23 protein-coding genes and 2 pseudogenes are annotated in these 21,544 nt (G+C 34.3%); 12 read left to right on the forward strand and 13 right to left on the reverse strand.

The window, feature by feature from the left end; translation table 11 throughout:
• Positions 1 to 59: 59 nt before the first annotated feature.
• On the forward strand, positions 60 to 1,397 hold the full coding sequence (locus tag KA909_RS04790; RefSeq protein WP_193838912.1) for an aspartate aminotransferase family protein: 1,338 nt from the start codon (positions 60 to 62) through the stop codon (positions 1,395 to 1,397).
• Between the two features lie 359 nt (positions 1,398 to 1,756).
• On the opposite strand, the gene KA909_RS04795 is transcribed toward KA909_RS04790, so the two are convergent.
• On the reverse strand, positions 1,757 to 3,208 hold the full coding sequence (locus tag KA909_RS04795; protein WP_053028895.1) for an APC family permease: 1,452 nt from the start codon (positions 3,206 to 3,208) through the stop codon (positions 1,757 to 1,759).
• 739 nt (positions 3,209 to 3,947) lie between these two features.
• Between KA909_RS04795 and alsS the strand changes: the two genes are divergently transcribed.
• The 3 genes from alsS (at position 3,948) to KA909_RS04810 (ending at position 7,367) form a co-directional block, all read left to right on the forward strand.
• The gene (alsS, locus tag KA909_RS04800; RefSeq protein ID WP_107629170.1) at positions 3,948 to 5,612 is read left to right on the forward strand and encodes an acetolactate synthase AlsS; all 1,665 of its coding nucleotides are present in this window, start codon (positions 3,948 to 3,950) and stop codon (positions 5,610 to 5,612) included.
• Positions 5,613 to 5,646: 34 nt separating this feature from the next.
• Positions 5,647 to 6,351, forward strand: coding sequence for an acetolactate decarboxylase (budA, locus tag KA909_RS04805; protein WP_053028893.1), 705 nt, complete (start codon positions 5,647 to 5,649; stop codon positions 6,349 to 6,351).
• A gap of 128 nt (positions 6,352 to 6,479) precedes the next feature.
• Entirely contained in the window at positions 6,480 to 7,367 is an 888-nt protein-coding gene (locus tag KA909_RS04810) for a zinc ribbon domain-containing protein (protein WP_210130002.1), read from the forward strand.
• Between the two features lie 245 nt (positions 7,368 to 7,612).
• Here the strand turns inward: KA909_RS04810 and KA909_RS04815 are convergent.
• Positions 7,613 to 7,894, reverse strand: a pseudogene (locus tag KA909_RS04815) (CocE/NonD family hydrolase C-terminal non-catalytic domain-containing protein); the annotation flags it as partial.
• Between the two features lie 62 nt (positions 7,895 to 7,956).
• Here KA909_RS04815 and KA909_RS04820 point away from each other — a divergent pair.
• The 4 genes from KA909_RS04820 (at position 7,957) to KA909_RS04835 (ending at position 10,738) form a co-directional block, all read left to right on the forward strand.
• Positions 7,957 to 8,550, forward strand: coding sequence for a TetR/AcrR family transcriptional regulator (locus KA909_RS04820; RefSeq protein WP_210130003.1), 594 nt, complete (start codon positions 7,957 to 7,959; stop codon positions 8,548 to 8,550).
• Positions 8,551 to 8,937: 387 nt separating this feature from the next.
• Positions 8,938 to 9,459, forward strand: a complete 522-nt coding sequence (locus tag KA909_RS04825) for a DUF3278 domain-containing protein (protein WP_178377495.1) — start codon at positions 8,938 to 8,940, stop codon at positions 9,457 to 9,459.
• Complete coding sequence (locus KA909_RS04830) at positions 9,456 to 9,959, forward strand: hypothetical protein (protein WP_210130004.1); 504 nt, start codon at positions 9,456 to 9,458, stop codon at positions 9,957 to 9,959. Before KA909_RS04825 ends, KA909_RS04830 begins: the two co-directional genes overlap by 4 nt.
• A 62-nt stretch (positions 9,960 to 10,021) precedes the next feature.
• On the forward strand, positions 10,022 to 10,738 hold the full coding sequence (locus KA909_RS04835; RefSeq protein ID WP_075109409.1) for an epoxyqueuosine reductase QueH: 717 nt from the start codon (positions 10,022 to 10,024) through the stop codon (positions 10,736 to 10,738).
• A gap of 52 nt (positions 10,739 to 10,790) precedes the next feature.
• Here KA909_RS04835 and KA909_RS04840 read toward each other — a convergent pair whose 3' ends face one another.
• Together KA909_RS04840 and KA909_RS04845 are read right to left on the reverse strand one after the other, a co-directional pair.
• Entirely contained in the window at positions 10,791 to 11,081 is a 291-nt protein-coding gene (locus tag KA909_RS04840) for a hypothetical protein (protein WP_075109410.1), read from the reverse strand.
• Positions 11,082 to 11,162: 81 nt separating this feature from the next.
• The gene (locus tag KA909_RS04845) at positions 11,163 to 12,230 is read right to left on the reverse strand and encodes a quinone-dependent dihydroorotate dehydrogenase (RefSeq protein ID WP_210130005.1); all 1,068 of its coding nucleotides are present in this window, start codon (positions 12,228 to 12,230) and stop codon (positions 11,163 to 11,165) included.
• Between the two features lie 225 nt (positions 12,231 to 12,455).
• Here KA909_RS04845 and KA909_RS04850 point away from each other — a divergent pair, with 225 nt between their 5' ends.
• Positions 12,456 to 13,310, forward strand: a complete 855-nt coding sequence (locus tag KA909_RS04850; RefSeq protein ID WP_193838917.1) for a fructosamine kinase family protein — start codon at positions 12,456 to 12,458, stop codon at positions 13,308 to 13,310.
• A 52-nt stretch (positions 13,311 to 13,362) separates the two neighbouring features.
• Here KA909_RS04850 and KA909_RS04855 read toward each other — a convergent pair whose 3' ends face one another.
• The 7 genes and pseudogenes from KA909_RS04855 to KA909_RS04885 form a co-directional block, all read right to left on the reverse strand.
• Positions 13,363 to 14,310, reverse strand: coding sequence for an amidohydrolase family protein (locus KA909_RS04855; protein WP_193838918.1), 948 nt, complete (start codon positions 14,308 to 14,310; stop codon positions 13,363 to 13,365).
• Positions 14,311 to 14,316: 6 nt separating this feature from the next.
• Positions 14,317 to 14,760, reverse strand: coding sequence for a hypothetical protein (locus KA909_RS04860; RefSeq protein ID WP_228480678.1), 444 nt, complete (start codon positions 14,758 to 14,760; stop codon positions 14,317 to 14,319).
• Between the two features lie 88 nt (positions 14,761 to 14,848).
• A pseudogene (locus KA909_RS04865) lies at positions 14,849 to 15,061 on the reverse strand (bile acid 7-alpha dehydratase); the annotation flags it as partial.
• 25 nt (positions 15,062 to 15,086) lie between these two features.
• Positions 15,087 to 15,923 (reverse strand): alpha/beta fold hydrolase, encoded by an 837-nt coding sequence (locus tag KA909_RS04870; protein WP_075108209.1) that lies wholly within the window; start codon positions 15,921 to 15,923, stop codon positions 15,087 to 15,089.
• A 55-nt stretch (positions 15,924 to 15,978) separates the two neighbouring features.
• Positions 15,979 to 16,983: an amidohydrolase family protein gene (locus tag KA909_RS04875; RefSeq protein ID WP_193838920.1), complete on the reverse strand. Its 1,005-nt coding sequence runs from the start codon at positions 16,981 to 16,983 to the stop codon at positions 15,979 to 15,981.
• Between the two features lie 37 nt (positions 16,984 to 17,020).
• Positions 17,021 to 17,725, reverse strand: coding sequence for an SDR family NAD(P)-dependent oxidoreductase (locus KA909_RS04880; protein WP_210130006.1), 705 nt, complete (start codon positions 17,723 to 17,725; stop codon positions 17,021 to 17,023).
• Complete coding sequence (locus KA909_RS04885; RefSeq protein WP_210130007.1) at positions 17,725 to 18,282, reverse strand: TetR/AcrR family transcriptional regulator; 558 nt, start codon at positions 18,280 to 18,282, stop codon at positions 17,725 to 17,727. Before KA909_RS04885 ends, KA909_RS04880 begins: the two co-directional genes overlap by 1 nt.
• 122 nt (positions 18,283 to 18,404) lie before the next feature.
• Here KA909_RS04885 and KA909_RS04890 point away from each other — a divergent pair, with 122 nt between their 5' ends.
• Genes KA909_RS04890 through KA909_RS04900 form a run of 3 tightly spaced genes read left to right on the forward strand, consistent with a single transcriptional unit; the run spans position 18,405 to position 19,938 of the window.
• Positions 18,405 to 18,704: a DUF2316 family protein gene (locus KA909_RS04890; protein ID WP_193838923.1), complete on the forward strand. Its 300-nt coding sequence runs from the start codon at positions 18,405 to 18,407 to the stop codon at positions 18,702 to 18,704.
• Between the two features lie 12 nt (positions 18,705 to 18,716).
• Positions 18,717 to 19,535, forward strand: a complete 819-nt coding sequence (locus KA909_RS04895; protein WP_210130008.1) for an NmrA/HSCARG family protein — start codon at positions 18,717 to 18,719, stop codon at positions 19,533 to 19,535.
• Positions 19,536 to 19,560: 25 nt separating this feature from the next.
• A complete protein-coding gene (locus KA909_RS04900) occupies positions 19,561 to 19,938 on the forward strand; it encodes a VOC family protein (protein ID WP_210130009.1) in 378 nt (125 codons plus the stop codon).
• 91 nt (positions 19,939 to 20,029) lie between these two features.
• Here the strand turns inward: KA909_RS04900 and KA909_RS04905 are convergent, their stop codons facing one another.
• Both KA909_RS04905 and KA909_RS04910 read right to left on the reverse strand, forming a co-directional pair.
• Entirely contained in the window at positions 20,030 to 20,899 is an 870-nt protein-coding gene (locus KA909_RS04905; RefSeq protein WP_075108202.1) for a DMT family transporter, read from the reverse strand.
• Positions 20,892 to 21,317: an NUDIX hydrolase gene (locus KA909_RS04910; RefSeq protein ID WP_075108201.1), complete on the reverse strand. Its 426-nt coding sequence runs from the start codon at positions 21,315 to 21,317 to the stop codon at positions 20,892 to 20,894. Before KA909_RS04910 ends, KA909_RS04905 begins: the two co-directional genes overlap by 8 nt.
• Between the last annotated feature and the right edge of the window lie 227 nt (positions 21,318 to 21,544).

Here is a 21,544-nt window from a genome sequence, read left to right on the forward strand (position 1 = left end):
GAGACTTTTCAAAGAGAGGGATGTAAAAGGGATGGTCGATTATGGGAGGATGAGTCAATATGAGTAAAGCAGAGGAATTAATACAAGAAGATGGGAAGTACTTTGCGGCATCAGGAAGAATTAAATATTACCCATTAGCCATTGATCATGGTTACGGTGCGACACTCGTAGATGTGGATGGTAAAGAATACATTGATTTATTAGCAAGCGCGAGCTCGCAAAATGTAGGGCATGCACCTAAACCGGTAATTGAAGCGATTCAGAAACAAGCTGAGAAATTGATTCATTATACACCTGCATATATGTATCATGAACCAGCAGTGAAATTATCTAAGAAACTATGTGATATTGCGCCAGGTGATTATGAAAAACGTGTGACGTTTGGATTGAGTGGATCTGACGCCAATGATGGCATTATTAAATTTGTAAGAGCGTATACTGGTCGACCGTATATCATTAGTTTTACAAATGCATATCATGGTTCAACATTTGGGTCACTATCGATGTCAGCCATTAGCTTAAATATGCGCAAGCATTATGGTCCTTTATTAAATGGCTTTTATCATATTCCATTTCCAGATAAGTATAGAGGTATGTATGAACAACCTAATCCTAATACAGTAGAAGCGTATCTTGCACCACTTAAAGAAATGTTCGCCAAATATGTGCCAGCAGAAGAAGTTGCATGTATTGTCGTAGAAACGATTCAAGGTGATGGTGGTTTGCTAGAGCCAGTAGACGGTTACTTTGAGGCGTTAGAAGCATTATGTCGTGAACATGGCATTTTAATTGCAGTAGATGATATCCAACAAGGACTAGGGCGCACAGGTACATGGAGTTCAATTGATCACTTTAATTTCACACCGGATTTAATCACATTTGGCAAATCATTAGCTGGTGGGTTACCGATGTCTGCGATTGTTGGTCGCAAAGAAATCATTGATACGCTTGAAGCACCGGCGCATCTATTTACCACTGGTGCCAATCCTGTAAGTTGTGAAGCGGCTTTAGCAACATTGAAAATGATTGAAGATGACGCATTACTAACTGCTAGCTCGGAAAAAGGCGCCTATGTACGCAACCGAATGGACAAATGGGTTGATAACTATCAATTTGTCGGAGATGTACGTGGTAAAGGTTTATCTATTGGCGTTGATATTGTGTCAGATAAACAAATGAAAACGAGAGCCTCAGAAGAAGCGCTAAAGATTTGTAATTATTGCTTTGATCATGGTCTTGTACTGATTGCAGTAGCTGGCAATGTACTTCGTTTCCAGCCACCATTAGTCATTACGTATGAGCAATTAGATTATGCGCTAGATACAATAGAAGATGCGTTACAAGCATTACAAGATGGACAATTAGACAACTATAATATAGATGGACAAGGATGGTAATAAGAAAAAAGGTGTCAAAATGGGAGTGGGACAGAATGCTTTTTAAATTCGTTGTCCCACTCCCAACTTGCTTTGCTTGTAGAATTTCTTCATGAAATTCTCTTTGCTGGGGCTCCGAACCCCAACTTGCTTAGCTTGTAAAATCACTTTCGTGATTTTTTGTGTTGGGGCCCCGCCCGCAAGAATGATTAGAACTGAGAAAAGCTTGAATTAAGCGCCTTCTCAGTTCAGTCAGCTACTGCGAAGGCACAAAATAGATTCATTATATTATTTTTGTCCGGACTCATTTAATGTAAAAATCAAAAGAAGCACCTATCTCATGAAATTAAATGAGATAGGTGCTCTATGTTATGGCTATATTAATCTTTCGGTACGATGTACTCTTTTTCTTCATTTTTCTTAGAATGTCGAACACCATAACTTAAATAGATGATGATACCAACGACAAACCAAATTAAAGTATAGAGTTTAGCGTCGAAGCTTAATCCCCAGAATACAAGTAATACTAAGATGAATGTAATAATTGGTAGTACTGGGAAGAACGGTACTTTAAATGACGGTACGGGTAAATCTTTACCTTCACGTTTTCTTAGTCGATACATTGCAAGAGATACAAACATGAATGCAACTAATGTTCCGGCAGAAATAAGTTGTGCTAAGAATGCGAATGGGAACATTGAACCAATTAATACACCAATAATAGTAAGTATTAACAGTGCTCTGTTTGGTAAGTGCTTATGGTTTAATTTAGATAACCATGATGGTAATAAACCATCACGACCGAATGAATAAAGTAAACGTGATCCTGCTAACATCATACCAATTAAAGCGGTGAACATACCTATTACTGAAATTGCTTGAATGACAGCCGCGATAATACCATGACCACTTTGACGTAGTGCCCAACCTACAGGCTCTGCATTGCCAGCATATTTAGAGTAGTGGAACATACCTACTAATACTAATGCTACACCTACGAATAATACAAGTGCGACAGCTAATGAACCAAGAATACCACGTGGCATGGTTCTTTGTGGATTGATTGCTTCTGCAGAGTTAGCTGCAATAGAGTCAAAGCCGATATAAGCTAAAAATATCATTGAAACCCCAGCATAAATACCTTGCCAACCACCGAAATCACCATTTTCAGTGACTTTATGTTCTGGGATAAATGGTACATAATTGGATGCTTGAATGGCTGTTAAACCTACAATAATGAATAATACAATTGCTAATACTTTTAAGATAACTAAGATGTTCTCAATACGTGCAGTCTCAGTCATACCACGCGATAAAATAATTGCAGTAATAATGATAACTACAGCCGCGATAATGTCTATGACGCCACCATCTGCGCCAAACGGATTGGATAAAGCTTTAGGCAATACAATACCTAAAGGGGAGATCAGTCCTCTTAAATTTGCTGAGAATCCGGATGCTACAAAGGCAACGGCAATAAAGTACTCAGCTAAAAGTGCCCAACCTGCTACCCAACCTGAAAATTCGCCAAATAAAACGTTAATCCAAGAATACGCAGAACCAGCGAAAGGCATAGTTGATGCCATTTCAGCATATGAGAAGGCAACTAAACCTGCTACAATTGCTGCTAATAAGAATGATAACGCAACGGCAGGACCTGCATGTTCAGCTGCAACAACACCAGGTAATGTGAATATTGCAGTTGATACAATTGTACCAACACCTAATGCAAGAAAATCTCGAACACGTAATGTACGTTTCAAGTGCCCATCTTTATTTTGATAGATTGTGGGATCTTCTTTTCGAGTTAAATTTTTGAAAAAACTGGCCATAATCATGAACCTCCACTTACTTAATAAAATGAGTTATAAGATTAGCTTGTTAGCTCTAGAATATTTATTATCTTAGCATAAAACTTTATATTTTTGTCTAAAATTTCTGAAAATTTTAAGTTTTCTCACTTTTTATAAAATGACAGAGTATAACAAGGAAATTTTAAATGATAGATTTGATTATAACAGATTAAAAAGAAATAAAAACAACTAAAAAGAGTAAAATGATACTTAAAATATAAAAAGGGGTCTTTTGACTGAGAATAATATGCTAAAAACTTAGAATAAGTCAAGTAATTAGACCTTTTTTTAGCTACTTTTTACTAAAAAATTAAACTTTGTTGACCTATTCCATTATGGAATAGGTTCTATCGAAAATATGTATTTTATTAATAGTTACACACATACTATAATGAGTCATGTAATAAAGTTACATCATATTCAAATGCTTCTATTATGTGTAATAAATCCATCCCCTTATATTGAATCAACGCTTAAGTGTTGAACTTTATGATTTGTTACACCTCTTGACATAAATAGAAGACTCCCATCTCGCATTTGAATATGCATCCCTAACTGAGATTACTAGCAACAATGAAATAATGAAGTAACTTTAAATATAAAGAAGCCACAACTCATGTAACTAAGTCTTTCCCTCTTTTTCCCTTAAAAATAGACATGTATGTGGCTTCTTTTTAATATTAAAAAATAATTGGACTTTGAAAGGATATGAATTTAGATGACTAAAGAAAACTACTCTGCTGCAGATATGGTCATTGATACTTTAAAAAATAATAATGTGGATTATGTATTTGGTATTCCGGGAGCAAAAATCGATTATCTCTTTAACGCACTTGAAGATGATGGTCCAGAGCTTATTGTGACACGCCATGAACAAAATGCTGCTATGATGGCGCAAGGAATCGGACGTTTAACTGGTAAACCAGGTGTGGCATTAGTTACAAGTGGCCCAGGCGTGAGTAACTTAACAACTGGATTATTAACTGCTACATCAGAAGGAGATCCAGTGTTGGCTATCGGTGGCCAAGTTAAACGTAATGACTTATTACGTATGACACATCAAGCAGTAGATAATGCTTCTCTTTTAAGATCATCTACAAAATATAGTGCAGAAGTACAAGATCCTGAGTCTCTTTCTGAAGTAATGACAAACGCTATCCGTACAGCGACTTCAGGTAAAAATGGTGCAAGTTTTATCAGTATTCCGCAAGATGTTATCGAATCACCTGTAACATCTAAAGCAATTGATTTATGTGAACAACCACAATTAGGTGTTCCAAATTTAGAAGACATTCAAGATGTAATTAAAGCGATAAAACATGCTAAATTCCCAGTGTTGCTAGTAGGTATGAGAAGTTCAAGTGAGAAAGAAACAGAAGCCATTCGTCAATTAGTTGCGAAATCAAATTTACCAGTTGTTGAAACATTCCAAGGTGCAGGTGTGCTTAACCGTGAGTTAGAAAATCACTTCTTCGGACGTGTAGGATTATTCCGTAACCAAGTGGGTGACGAATTATTAAGAAAAGCTGATTTAGTCGTCACAATAGGGTATGATCCAATTGAATATGAAGCAAGTAACTGGAACAAAGAACTTGAAACAGAAATCATTGTTATTGATGAAGTACAAGCCGAAATTACAAACTTCTTACGTCCTAAAAAAGAATTAATTGGTAATATTGCAGGTACGATTCAATTATTATCTGAGAATGTGCATGAACCAATCATTAATCAAAGTCGTTTAGATGACTTAGAACGTTTAAGAGCAGATGTTATTGAAGCAACAGGTATTAAATATACTCATGAAGATGGTGTGATGCATCCATTAGAAATTATTGAAACAATGCAAAACACATTAACTGACGATACTACAGTTACTGTCGATGTGGGTAGTCATTATATTTGGATGGCACGTAAATTTAGAAGTTATAACCCAAGACACTTATTATTTAGTAATGGTATGCAAACACTTGGTGTTGCTTTACCTTGGGCAATTGCAGCTGCACTAGTACGTCCAAATACACAAGTTGTGTCAGTAGCAGGAGATGGTGGTTTCTTATTCTCAGGTCAAGATTTAGAAACAGCCGTACGCAAAAAATTAAACATCATCCAATTAATTTGGAATGATGGTAAATATAATATGGTAGAATTCCAAGAAGAAATGAAATATAAACGTTCAGCTGGTGTTGAATTTGGACCAGTTGATTATGTGAAATATGCTGAATCATTTGGTGCTAAAGGGTTACGTGTTACTAGCCAAGCAGAATTAGAAGCAGCATTAAAAGAAGGCTATGAAACTGATGGCCCAGTATTAATTGATATTCCAGTTAATTATAAAGATAATATCAAGTTATCAACAAATGTATTACCGGATTCTTTAAATTAATTTTTAGATAAACAAACTTAGGAGTGAATATTCAATGAGTCACGTATTATATCAACATGGTACGTTAGGTACATTAATGGCAGGTCTATTAGAAGGAACTGCATCTATCAATGAACTATTAGAACATGGTGATTCAGGGCTAGCGACATTAACTGGTTCTAATGGTGAGGTTATCTTTTTAAATGGTGAAGCATTTCATGCCAATGAACATAAAGAATTTAAGAAATTGAATGGCGATGAAATGACACCATACGCAACGATTACACGTTTTGAAGCAGACCAATCTTATCAAACCTCAGATAAGGATTCTGAAAACGTATTAAATGAAGTTAAGGAACATATGTTAAGTGATAATCTATTTTCTGCAGTGAAAATAAGTGGTACATTTAAAAAAATGCATGTACGTATGATGCCTAAACAAGAGCCACCGTATACTAGATTGATTGATTCAGCACGTAGACAACCAGAGGAAACACGTGAAGATATTAAGGGAACAATCATCGGTTTCTTCACACCTGAGTTATTCCATGGTATTGGGTCTGCTGGTTTTCATATTCATTTCGCTAATGATGATCGCAACTTTGGCGGCCATGTATTAGATTTTGAAGTGGATGATGTCACAGTGGAAATTCAAAACTTTGAAACATTCGAACAACATTTCCCAATCAATAATAAAACATTTACAGAAACAGAAATTGATTATGCGGATGTTGATGCAGAAATTAGAGAAGCTGAGTAACTAATAATCATACCTAAAGAAGAAAGATGAATTCATCTTTCTTTTTTAATTTATAAAATATAATATATGACACAATATAAAATAATGGTATAATGACTTAGAATTTTATATTTATGGAGGTAGCCCTAATGCAATGTCCAAATTGTGGTCAGACATATCAACCAGGAGATCAATTTTGCGGTAGTTGTGGTAAGAAATTAAATGATTCAACGCTCCAATCAACGCAATCAGCAACAGAATCAGTCAATTCGGAGATTCAATCTACAACGTATTCTAAAACAGTTAAACAAGAAGGTTTCAATGAAACACAACGTGATAATGCGTATGAACATGGTGAATTTGCACATAGATATATGTCTTATGAACACCGTTATGCTGAAGGTCCATTCACACTGAAAGTGAAAACAACATTTAATGAAAGTAAGTCATTTTTTAAACAAGCATTTACTGCTCATGATGCTGTAATTAAAGGGAAACATTCATTTAGCCATACGTTACTTGCTTCATTAGTCGTTATTGGTTTGATCATATTGGGAATGTTTTTACACATATTTTCAGCAAGTTTATTTGATGGTTATTTTGTTGATACTGCAACAATTATCTTGAAATTTGTATTAACACTCCTGTTAGCACTTGTGTTTTTACTTGTCGTAACATTTGGCGTTATTCGCTTAATGATCGTAGAACGTATTTTATTTAAAAAGGTATTATCAGATTATATATTCATCAATACACTGTCAGTCAGTGTGCTGTTTTTAGGACTTGTTGTGTTTTTCCTTGAGTTCTATATTTTCAGTGGTATATTGATTGCGTTCTCTATGATTTTACTTATAACATCATCAATAGTCTTAATTTCGAAATATAGTGTGAATCATACACTACGTATAGCGAGTTTTTATGGCATCATGATTTTCTTTGTCATTATAGCCTTCGCCATGCATTTGTTCGGATCAACGCTTGTTCATCATTATGATGATTTAGGTATTGTACATCAACTGTTTTGGCGTTGGTTATAACGCGTTGGGACATGCAAGTCATTCATATTAACAATAAAAGGGAGTCGGACAGAATGTTTTTAAATTCGTCGTCCGCTCCCATTTTGCTTTGCTTGTAGGATTTTTTAGTGAAATGCGCTTTGCTGGGACACTAGATTATAACTGAGAAAAGCTGGGTTTAAGCGTCTTCTCAGTTTAGTCAGCTATTGTAAATTTCCAAAACAGTATCATTATATTATTTATGCCCAGATACTTTTTATCCATTGTTATTCAATTACAGGAATGATTAAGTGTGAATCATAATTGTCGCCAGTATATACAAGATGACGACCTTTGTTTACTGTATCTTCATGTTCATAGCGTGTTTTCATATTAGGTAAAGGTGTGCTATTATCTTTGATAATTTCGTTACCTTTAACAATAACTACTAAAGATTCACCTTTTTTAAATAATGTGCTTGATGGTAATAATTCTATTTCAACTGGCACGATTTCATTTGGGTTAACTTTTTGTTCGTGTTCATGTGTATGCCATGGTTGGGTAATTGTACGAAAACCAACAAGGTCGGTATAATTGTACAAAAACAAACATGTAAAGTGAGGTCTATAAAATGACTCAAGATCGTAGAATTAGGAAATCACAACAAGCGATTAAAATGGCATTTATCAATTTATTACATAAATATGATTTCAATGATGTAACTGTACAACAAATTACAGATTTAGCTGATATTAATCGCGGTACGTTTTATACGCATTACTTAGATAAATACGATTTGCTAGACAAAATGGAAGACGAACACGTAGATGTAGTGCGTACGTTTATTAAAGAAAGCAAACAAAGTAGTGGCGGGAAGTTCTCAACAGAGGATTTAAGACACATCATGGAATTTCTGATTGCACATATTGAGGATAATATAGCATTTTATCAATTAATGTTCAAAATAGGGACAGCGTCTAAATTGCATGAAAAATTATATGGCTTGCTAACGAACTATTTAAATAGTTTTACAAATACACAGGGTGATATTAGTGGTATTCCATTTTCTTATTTTATGAGTTATGTATCAGGTGCAGGATTATCATTCTTAAGACATTGGGTTGAGGATGATAACCGTATCCCTAAAGAAGATTTAATTCAATATTTTTACGATATTGTTAATAATGGACCAGCTACAATTATACAAAGAGAGATTAATAAATAATGTATGGCTTCTAATTACTGATATTAGTGATTAGGAGCTTTTTCATTTAACTGACATTCTATGTATCTTGGGTTATACATATATTTTAATATTTAAAATTAAGCATAAAAATAACGTTTTCTTAAGCCACAATTAAGAAAACGTTAGCCCAATAATAGAAATTGGAGATACATATTGGCTTACCTATAAGTCAGTAATATGTCCTTTATTTTTACACCTAGTTCCAAATCTCAAACGATCTAGGTGTTTTTTATTACAATTATTGTAGCATAACACTTGATGTTAAGTAATCTAAATAGAATCTTTGTGTCGTCTATATTTGACATATACAGAAATGTCGTTTATATTTTACATATACCGTAATTAATAATCTTGAGGTGATCAAAGATGACCAATTTTCGAGATAAAATGATTAATCGACTCATCGGCGTAATGACTGAACGTGATGAGCGAGAAAAAGAAATGCTATACGCACATGTTACGACAACTTTTGTTATTACTTATTTTGGCTTGCTTATATTAGCTTTCATTAGTTTAATCAATGATTATGTTGTGCAGCGTGTTAATATACCAACCATTGGTGTATTCGTTTTGTTCTTTATTGTGAATATATTCTTATCGATAGGTATTCGAAAACATCATTTAGATGAAAATCGAGTTTATACTAAAGAAGCCTATCAAAGGGTGTTAAAAAAGCATAAGTTAAGTTGTTTACTCGGTGGTATCATGTTCGGTGTCATTATGAGTTTACTTAATTTAACGCGATTATATTTTTCTGATCAAAAGATTGAATTAGGATTTTTTATAACGGTTAATTTGATGGCATCTTTAATTTTCGGTTTAGTCAGTTATTTTGCTGGTAAGAGTAAAATTGTTAAGGCATACAATGAAGGGGCGTATAAAGAATGAATAAATTTAGTAATGCGTTATTCAATTGGTTTACACAAAATCCTACAGGTCGAGATGAGCGTGAACAAGGTGTCCTTGAACATAAATTAGCGGTTATGTTTTTAATAACCTATATATTAATAGTTATCTTAGGTACAGTTAGTTTGATTATAGATATGATGAGAGAAACAGTAAGCTTCGGAACGGTGTGCTTATTAGTATTAAGTGTTATTTTAACGTTTGCCTCTCTATGGATTAATAGAAGAAATCGTTTAGATGAGTTAAAAGCGACTTCTGCAGAAGCGTATAAATATTGGGTGAAGAAACTTGCATTAAAATGCGCGTTTTTAGTTGTTTATTTTGCAGTGATGATGTTTATTATTACAGGCGTTATCTTTCCGTATATTTTTAATGACGGGTTTGACTTTAAAGCACAATTCATCCGATGTGTCATCTCTGGCGTGCTATTCGGAGGCTTCATGTTTATTTATTACATGATGATGTTGAAAAAAGAATATTAACGATGATTCGGCTCCTTAAGTATTATATAATAAATTTATATAATACTTAAGGAGTCATTTTTATGTTAAACGCGGATCCAATTATTGCTAAAATGAAAAATCAAAAAATCAACTATGATCGAGTACTGAAAAAATTAATTCATCAATGGGAAAGGGAAGGATTGAGACCTAAAATCTTGCTACATAGTTGTTGTGCGCCATGTAGCACTTACACGTTAGAATATTTAACAGAGTATGCTGATGTGGCGATTTACTTTGCTAATCCTAACATCCATCCTAAAAATGAATATTTAAGACGTGCTAAGGTTCAAGAACAATTCGTTAAAGATTTTAATGAGAAGACTGGAAAGCAAGTGGAATATATTGAAGCGGAATATAAGCCGCATGAATTTATGAAAATGGCGAAATCACGTGGACTTACTGAAGAACCAGAAGGTGGCTTACGTTGTACTGCATGTTTTGAAATGCGTTTAGAGCTTGTTGCTGAAGCTGCTGTGAAATACGGCTATGATTACTTTGGTAGTGCCCTTACATTATCCCCTAAAAAGAATGCGCAATTAATTAACGAGTTAGGGATGGAAGTACAACATTTATATGATGTGAACTATTTACCAAGTGACTTTAAAAAGAATAAAGGATATGAACGTTCAATAGAAATGTGCAATGATTATCACATTTTTAGACAATGCTATTGTGGATGTGTCTTTGCTGCGATGGCACAAGGGATAGATTTCAAACAAATCAATCAAGAAGCTAAAGATTTCTTACAACAATTTTAATTAAAATGACTCCTAATTTGAAGTTGAAGCATTTCAAATTAGGAGTCTTGTTTTATAATGTTCGATTAATAAACCGTATAATAGCTAAGACGGCAATCACAAATGCAGAAAGAAAACCTGCAATTTTTAATCCTTTTTTCTGTTTCTCAGGTTCTGGATCTTCATTTTCCATCATTTCAAGCAACTCGCGTTCGATTTCAAGATCAAGTGCGGTCTTCTTTTCGCCATTATAGCCAATGCTATTATCATCATTTGATGATTGATGATTCGGTTTAGATGATTGCGTTTGGTTTTTAGACGCTTGGTCTGCATTGTGTTTAGTATCTTTATCTTCTGCAGTCATACGCATACCCCTCCGGTAAACTAGTTATCTTTGGCTTTAGTATAGTACTTTTTAAAATTAAGTAAAGCCATATCACCATTATTATTTGGCATCTAAACCAATGATATCACTTACATTGTTGTATTGATGTTGTTTTAAATATGCAGCGATGTCTTTATTAATCTTCTTAGTTAATCCAGGACCTTCGATAACTAATGACGAATATATTTGAACGAGAGAGGCACCATTTCGCATCATTTGAATGGCATCTTTAGCGCTAAATATACCGCCTGTGCCGATAATTAAGAATTCACCTTTAGTTTGTTGGTATGCCCATTTCACTAATTCTAAATTTCTTTTGAAAAGGGGGCGCCCACTTAAGCCACCGTCTTCTACTTTATTCGCAGATGTTAAACCATCACGTTGTCGTGTTGTATTAGCGAGAATCATACCATCAAATGTTTCTGTAATCGCTGGTAAAATCGTTTTAAATCCATCAAGCTCTAAATCAGAAGTTAATTTTAAGAAAATAGGGACATTTACTTCTGTATGCGCTTTGAAATTTTTTAATGCGTTACATAACATTGAAAATTCATCTTTATCATGGAAACTTTGTAAGTTCTCAGTGTTTGGTGAACTAATATTGACTGTAAAGAAGGATACATCTGCTTTAAACGTATCAATCACTTTAATGTAATCTTGATAGCGATCGTTGTATGGCGTCGTTTTATTTACGCCAACGTTTAAGCCAACAGGAATCGCGTATGAATGGCGACGTAAATTCCATAACGCACGATTCATACCAATATTGTTAAAGCCCATACGGTTAATTAAGGCATTATCTTCTACTAGACGATACATACGTGGTTTCGGATTGCCATCTTGAGGTTTTGGTGTAATACCACCTAATTCAAGTGCACCGAACCCAACATTTTCAAGTGCTTTAGGGACTTCACAAGATTTGTCAAAGCCTGCAGCTAAGCCGATTGGATTGTTAAATGTAATACCTTTAATCGTTTGCGTTAATGATGGGTCTTCATAATTAAATAGTTTATGCATCACAGGTAATAAGAAAGCACGCTTCTGTGCGAGTTTCAAAGCGTCGATCGTCATACTGTGTGCTTTTTCAGGGTCAAATTTAAATAATAGTGGTTTAATTAGTTTATACATAATAATGCTCCTATTTCATTGTATTTGAGGCTTACTATCCTCATTTAATATCATTGAAAAAACATTCCTCTCTAAGACTAGCATGTTCAACCATAATTGCATAGTTAATTTAAAGACTGTTTGAAAATTTGCCTTAACTAAAATCGATATAAGGACGTACGATTAGTTAACGCATTTTCAGGAAATATAATATAGTAAGAAGATGTATGCGAAGGAGGAATCATCATGAAGAAAGATTGGCAAGCACAGCTACCATTAGACCAAATCAGTGATATTTCACCAGTCAGTGGTGGAGATGTCAATGAGGCATTCAAAGTAACGACGAAGGATGATGTGTATTTCTTGTTAGTTCAGCGTAATCGAGATAAGTCATTCTATGCAGCTGAAATCGCTGGACTCAATGCATTTGAACAAGCAGGTATAACGGCACCACGTGTCATTGATAGTGGTGAAATCAATGGGGATGCTTTCTTGATATTAAGTTATTTAGATGAAGGAACAAGTGGTAGCCAGCGTGAATTAGGTCAATTAGTAGCAAAAATGCATAGCCAACAACAACAAGATGGTCAATTTGGGTTCGATTTACCACATGAGGGTGGAGATATTTCATTTGATAATTCATGGTCAGAGTCATGGGTTGAAATCTTTGTCGAACGTCGCATGGATCACTTGAGAGATGAACTGATGCGTAAAGGGTTATGGCATGCCGAAGATAATAAAGTATATGAACAAGTCCGTACTGTGATGGTAAATGAATTAGAGGATCATCACAGTAAACCATCGTTGTTACATGGAGATTTATGGGGTGGCAATTACATGTTTTTAACGGATGGACGTCCAGCGCTATTCGACCCGGCTCCGTTCTATGGAGATAGAGAGTTTGATTTAGGTATTACGATGGTATTCGGTGGCTTTACCCAAGCATTCTATGATGAATATGAGAAACATTATCCTTTAAGAAAAGGTGCACGTAAACGTTTAGAATTTTATAGATTATATTTATTTATGGTTCATTTACTTAAATTTGGTGGAATGTACGCAAGTAGCGTGAACCGATCAATGGATGAAATATTGGCATAAACAATAAGCATAAATGGCACCGGTACAGTGATACCGGTGCCATTTATGTTTATTATTTTTCATTAATTGATTTTAATAATTGTTTGCCGTTATCATATAACATTTTTTTTAGTTCATGTCGTGAGATGAATTCAGTTGATTCCAATTCATCTGCTAACATTGTAACGACTTGATCTGTTGTATACGGTGCATCTGAACCATATACAATTTTATTCATATCTACACTTTGAGCAATATTTGGAAGCTGATAAGGTAAGACTTTTCCAGCTAAATCAAAATATAATGTTTGCATAACTTGTTCTAAATCATCAGGTTGACGCGTACTACCAAACATCTTATTACCCATTGCGACACGTTGCGCAATGACAGGCAATAATGCGCCACAATGCGGAATAATCCATTTAATATTTGGATACTTGCTAAACACATTATTTTGGCTCATATAAATGACTGTGCGTGTGGTATCAAAGATAAACTCCATTAAAGGTGCAGGAACAACGTCGCTCATTGCTTCGATATTAGGCTTAGGCTCATTTGGGTGCAGTGCCACAACGGCATGACGTTCATTTAATTTAGCTAATATGTTATCCAAACGGTCATCACCAATATAAATACCTCGTGCATTTGTAGGTAAGGTGAAACCTAAAGCACCTTGTTGATCTAATGCAGTATTAATCGTTTCAATGCTTTCATCCACTAATGGAAGTGGTAACGTCGCAAAGAAACCTAATTGCTCTGGGTATATGTGTGTAAATTCAGATGCATACGCATTGACTTCTTTAGCTAAGTCAATCATTTCTTCATCTGGTGCCACACTGATATGTGGGCTCGAAATAGATAGCACACCATATTCAATGTCCATACGTGTCATTAATTCTAAATAACTTTCAGGTGAGAACTTCGGTGTTGCTACGCCATCACCTTTGCCATCGAAATAATCATCTAGAAACTTCGAGAATCCAGGTGATATATAATGTGCATGTAAATCAATTTTCTTCATATTTTATTACGCTTCTTTCTCTTCTTCTTTAAAAGTTAGCCAATCATCAATTTCATCATAATAGGCATTGACTTCGTTCGGTCTATCAATGCCTTGTAACTCACTGTTCACATCATAGCCAATAGCATTTAATGCATAAGATAAGCAAGCATAACTTGGACGATAATCTGCAAAGTCATTCTTTGGCAAATTAATCGTCGTTGGTTTAACCGGTGTTAGGCTATCTTTCTCATATATACATTCAAGACGTGTAATATACCAAACGCCTTGATTATCTTGTTCGAGACAATATACTAATTTGGCATCTGATTGTAATTCCATTTCAACATTTTGAATTGAAAGGCGTGTTTGAATGGTCGCTTGCATAATTGCTACAGCACGTGTGTCATTAATCCAAACTTGGGGGAGTGGGACAGAATTCGTTTTAAATTCGTCGTCCCACCCCCGCAAGGATGACTAGAACTGAGAAAAGCTTGATTTAAGCGCCTTTTCAGTTCAGTCAGCAACTGCGATTTTGCAAAAGAGCATCATTATATTATTTATGTCCTAGGCTCCTAGATGAAGCGACAAACTCACTACCATTACCTTTAAACCATGAAATATTGATATAAGAATCATTTGCGAAACACGTTTTCATGCTCTCCCATAGGGCATTGTCACGACAGAAACGTTCAAATTGAATAAGCTCAAGAATATCTTCTTTAGCGAGTAACGTTTCGTTAGTATAAGGTTTATTTCTCGTGAAAAGCACTAAAATGACACTCCTTTAATTCAAATTAATCCCACATTTCAAGTAATACATTAGCGAAACCTTCAGGTTCTTGAACGTATCCTAAGTGACCCCCTGGAATGTCGATGATGTTGATACCAGTTTCTTCAGAAATGAAGAAGTTAACTTCTTGAGGGAATGAACCTTTTGAAGCTGTACCATTTAATAAAGTAATGATGTCATTATGTTTATTAAAATCATCAATTGAAATATCGGATTCTGTATATTGACGAATTTCATATTTGAACCAACCTAACATTTCATCGAAACGTTTTTTACTGTCAGCATCATTCTCAGCTTGAGCTGGTTTTGACATGTATTGTTGGTCTAATTTACTAATTTGTAACGTTTCGCCAAATAATTTCATTGCTTGAGGCATACCTTCATTAATTGCAATATCAATGATTTCAGCATTTTTATCTTGCCAATATGTCGCATCTGGTAAAAATGTGTTAATTGGTGGTTCGTGGAATGCGATTTTTTTAACGACATCTGGATGTTCTTTTAAGACGTGCATTGCCACGATTGAACCTGAGCTTGAACCTAATACATAGACAGGTTCATCACTTAATGATTTCGCTAATTCAGCGATATCTTGTGCGTCACGTTTAACACGGTAACGACTATCTGGATTGATTGCTTCTTCAGGTAGTGGTTCAGTTAATTCACTTTGACCATAGCCACGGCGATCTACAGCGACAACTGTGAATTTATCTTTTAATTGTTGTGCAAGTGGCATGAAGATATCTCCAGTTCCGTTTGCACCAGGGATGAAGATGATAACAGGACCATTGCCCACTTTGTGATAACGTAATTTAGCGCCTTGTAATTCTAATGTTTCCATTTATAAAACCTCCGATTAAATTTGTATGATTTAGTCTTTAATTGTAGTTATATGACTATTTATCTAAACCCAACAATTTAGCACCATTGGTATAACTCATTTTCTCTTGTTCTTCTTCAGTTAAACCTAGTTCACTTAAGAATGTGCCTAAATTTTCCGGTTCAACATAAGGGTAGTCAGCTGAATATAGTATTCTATCAATACCGACTTCTGCTTTGATTAAATCAAATTGTGGTTTCGTTAACATACCACTTGGTGTAATGTAGAAATTATTTTTGAAATAATGACTAATTGGATGTTGTAAGTGATCTGCAAATAAAATAGAATCCATTCGTTCTAAGAAGAATGGTACAAATTCACCCCAGTGTCCAATAATAATATTTAAGTTTGGATGACGATCAAATACACCTGAAAGCACTAAATGAATCGCGTGAATACCTACATCAACATGCCAGCCATAACCGAAACATGCGAATGTAGCAGCTGTTACGTCTGGATAGTTCCCTTTATAGTACGCTTGATATACATCACTTTGTACTGGAGATGGATGTAAATAGATTGGCGTGTTTAATGCTTCAGCGGCGGCGAATAATGGTTCGTATGCATCTTGATCAAGGAAACCGTTTTTAGGATGTCCCATAATTAAGGCACCTTTGAACCCTAAATCATTGATACAACGTTTGAATTCTTCCACTGTTGCTTCTGGTTCATTAATTGGTAACGTCGCAAATCCAACAAAGCGTTCTGGATATTTTTCAATATATTCTGCTAATGTATCATTCGCTTTTTTACATAAATCAATTGCGCGTTGTCCTTCTAGGTTTGATGGTGCACCATTACCATAGGATAATACTTGCATTTCAACATCATGTTTATCCATAAATTCAATACGTTTGTCGTGATGTGATATTTCATCTGCATCAGTGAAACCTGATTTTTGTTCAAGACCTTCTAGCATTGTTTTCATTGGCACGCCCTTAGGGTCAGCGGACATATGTTCCATTGTTTCCTTTTGAATTTCTTCTACAACATAATGTTCTTCAAAGTTAATACTTTTCATTAGAAAAGCCTCCTAAAATTTAAATAATTATTCAAAATTACCAAGGCATAGTGCCATTGCCATCAATAAAGGTACTTGTAGGGCCATCTGTATCAATAGTTGCAAGTTGAACAATAGGGATGATACCTTCAGATGCAGGTTTAGAATTGTTACTAAAATCTCCAACTAAATCCGTGTTGGTTGAACCTGGATCTGCAGCATTGATTTGCATATGCGGTAATCCCTTCGCATATTGTACGGTCAACATCGTTACGGCAGATTTTGATGAACAATAAGCTAATGAATTTACTCTAGATTCTTGTGTATCAGGGTTTGTTACCATGCCGAATGAACCTAAACCACTACTTACATTGACTACAACAGGTTGGTCAGATTGTTCAAGAAGTGGAATGAAGGTGTTCATCATACGTACGATACTAAAGACGTTTGTGTTATACACGTTCTCCACGTCTTCAACAGTTAAATCTGCAGGTTTAGCGAAACCACCTGAGATACCAGCATTATTGACTAATACATCTAAACGTCCTTCTTGTTCTTGAATGGTTTTAAAAGCATTTTGGACTGAAGCGTCATCCGTAACATCTAGTTGCACATAATCTATGCCAAGTGATTCAGCAGCTTTTTGACCGCGTGCTTCATCACGAGAACCAATATAAACTTTATGTCCTTGTTCCTTTAGTGCTTTCGCAGTTTCAAAGCCTAACCCTTTGTTGCCGCCAGTGATTAACGTGATTCTTTTCATTATTTCGTCACCTCTGTAGGTAAATATAGTTTGATTAAATTATTTCTAAATGTTTCATTAGAAAGTTGTCGTTCGTTTTTTTGAAATTCAAAGGTCTCAGTTGTTAAAGATTTTAATAGCATATCTGTTTTAAATATTGCCCAAGATTCGTCTGTATAATCATTAAATAAATCAAAGTAATATTGATTCAAATGTTTGAAGAAGTCACTTTTACGGAACAACTGGGCATTATCTTTACCTTCAATACAATGTAATAAACCACTATTATCCGTTTTGAATTTTAAAAATATATCCAGCGAATGGGCCATGATATCAGTTTTAGACGCATAGTGTGATTTGATTTCTAGCATTTGCGTCATAATGTCATCGAAGTCATGTTCGATAATGCGATAGCATAGGTCACTTTTATCTTTGAAGTGACGATAGAGTGTCCCCATACCAATATTCAATTCCTTAGAAATTCTATTCATACTTACATTTTCAACGCCTTCGGAATTAAATAATTCTAGTGCTTTGTCTTCAATACGTTGTCGATTCTTTAATGCATCCTTACGCATCATATCACCTCTTAAATAGATTTCGTTGACAAACGGATAATTGTCCGTTTATTATAAATCTTGTTAATGATGAATACAAATATAAAGGGTTAATTAATTTATTTTTTGAAAAGAGGGTAAATATGTCATTAAATAAACATCAAAGACACGTGACGAGTGAAGAGTTGAAAGCACATTTCCATGAATCAACATTAAGTATTGAAAATATTGCTCAAGAAATGAATATTTCTATTGAAGAAGTGGAAAGGGTATTAGACATGGATGCGCCAAATGGTTTCTTTGGCAATAAATTGCAAACATTTATACACTTAGTGTGGGATGTTCGTGATTTAATTAATGACAACATTAGACAAAACGGCAATCAACCTAAAGACTATACGTATTTAAAAGGTGACAAAGAAGATTATTGGTTTTTACAATAGGAGAGATAAATAATGAGTAAAAGTATATTAGTTATTGGTGCTACAGGTAAACAAGGTAACGCTGTAGTAAAGCAATTATTGAAAGATGATTGGAAAGTTCGTGCTTTTACACGTAATCAACATAATGAAACGTTGACTTCAATCGATAGTGACCATTTAGAGATATTTGAAGGCGATTTAAGTCATCAAGATAGCTTATCAAAGGCTATGGAAGGACAATATGGTGTTTATAGTGTTCAACCTATTATTGTAGACAATGTAGAAGAAGAATTACGTCAAGGTAAGATGATTATTCAAACGGCGGAACAACAAGGTATTGAATACGTTGTTTACAGCACTGCAGGTGGTGTGAATCGTGATCGTACAGGTCCTCACTTTGAAGCACTTGCTGAGATTGAGAATGAGCTTAAAGCAAGCGCGTTAAACTACACAATTATTAAACCATCATTTTTCATGGATAATTTCTTAAGAATTACTAAAGTAGAGAATGGCGAAATTGTAATTCCTGAATTTATCGATAGAGATGTTAAATTTGCGATGATTTCTTCAATCGATATCGCTAAAATTGCAGCCAATGTGTTTGCGAACAATGAAAAATATAACCACCAAGCCATTGAAATCGCTTCTGATGAACTTACGTTAAAAGACGTTGTGAAGACATTTGCTACGGTGACAGGTAAACCTACAGAAATTAAAGGGTCATTTTCAAGTGGTACTGCCGAACGTGGTTGGCTTGAAGAAAAAGGGTATGTGATTGATTTTAAACAAATGGATGACATTAATCCCAATCGCTTAACGTTAGAACAATGGATTAGTGAAGTGAACTTTTAATTTTTTTTAAATGAGGGGGAAGACTATGATTCAGTCAATGTGGTTTAATTTACATGTCGAAGATTTAGAACGTAGCGAGCAATTTTACAAAAATTTAGGCTTTGAAATCAATAAGAATCCAGATATGCTAGACAAAATGGTTGGTATTACAATCGAACAAACGATTGTGATTTTAATTGAAAATAACCATTTTGAAAAAGTGACGCATGAATCAGTTTCAAAACAACCTAATGAAGTCATCATATCTTTAGGTGTAAAAACGACTGATGAAGTGGATGAGTTAATGCATAAAGTGGAAGTGCTAGGCGGTAAAGTGATTGATGAGCCTGGGACTTATCAAGGATATTACGGTGCAACTTTTGCAGACCCAGATGGACATAAATATAATTTCTTAGTTTGTTAGTTCAATTAATTTTATAAAATACGCTAATTAATATACGCCCCAAAGTTAGAATGAGATCTAATGTTGGGGCGCATTTTTAATGAAAAAGTGATCATGAAGACGTTTTTTTATCTTTATATAGGTTCATATAAATGATAGAAATAATGATTAAAATCGCACCGGTTATGAATTTAGGTGTTAATGGTAAAGGGAAAAACGGGAAAGAAAATATAAACACAAATATAGGATTGAGGGTTCTTATAATATTCGCTTCACGAAACGAAATGTATTTCAAGCCTTCATAAAATAATAAAAGTCCTATTACACCACTGCACAAAGCAGAAAGTAAAATAGAGAACAAACCTATGCCTATATGTATGGTATGTAAATGATTAGTCACAATTAATATGATACCTAGCAACAAAGTAGAAGTCGCCTGATTGTATAGTAAGATGGTTTTAGAATCAATGTCTTTAACGGTCTTTTTAGCTAACATATTCGTTAGCGCAAAAAAGAATGTATAAGATAGGGCGGCAATCACACCTAATAAACTGTTAAAATCACCTGAAAAATGAGTAATCAAGAATGAACCTATAACAGCAAAAATTATAGGAAGGGTATCGTGTTTGCACAACGTTTCATTTAGAAAGAGAACTGAAAGAAACAACGCAAATATAATATAAAATCTTCCTAATAATCCAACACTAACTGGATCTAACAAACTTAAACTTACATATTGGAGTAAAATACCTATTGTATTAGTAATACCTAAGAGCCATATAAATTTGTTATGATAGATTTTTATTTTACTTTTATCGAATAATACAGTGATTAATAATATTAAAGTTGAAAACAAAGCATTAAAAAAACTTGCTTGAATAGGTGATAAATCAGTGAGTGAAAGTTTGTTTAATATTGGGGTTAAAGACATGATTGCTACGGAAATAATATTAAATAAATACCCTTTTTTAACCTTATTCATGGTATGCTCCTAAATATTTAAAAATTTCTTCATATAACCCATCTTGAAATGATAATAAATTTTTGTCTAATGGTTCTTTCGTAAGTATTCTTTCAGTAGTTTCTGAATATTTCGGTATATCTTTAAAATAGCTTACTTCAGCTTTTGTAATTGTAGTGGTATGGCCATTTGGTAGTATATAGTAACCTAAATAGTCTATATCATTTTCAGTGATGACAGCGCCAGACTCTTCATAAGCTTCTCTGATAGCTGTCTCATTCATCGTTTCATTATGGTTTACCTTACCTCCTGTTAATTCCCATGCTCTTTTTTTATTTTTAACAAAAACAAGATGTCCTTGATAGGTTAAAACAATTAAAACAGAATCATATTTTGTAACTGTCTCATTAAATTGAAGTTTGATTTGGTCTATGTTCATTTTCTTGAACCTCCTTTATAAAGTAATCTATAACTCACACTGATCAATAAAGAAATATTATTTTATATTTATATAATAATAAAATTAATTATAATCCTTTTTCATTGAGAATGAAACTTCTCTAAAAAAAAGAGTTGTGACAATTCGCTCTATATATAGAAATATTTATGTAAGTATACTAGCAATATGTGAAAGTAAACGAGTTAAATAAGTAGTTATTTGAGAGA

Source organism: Staphylococcus sp. GDX8P54P (assembly GCF_017893165.1).
Taxonomy (GTDB): Bacteria; Bacillota; Bacilli; order Staphylococcales; family Staphylococcaceae; genus Staphylococcus; species Staphylococcus borealis.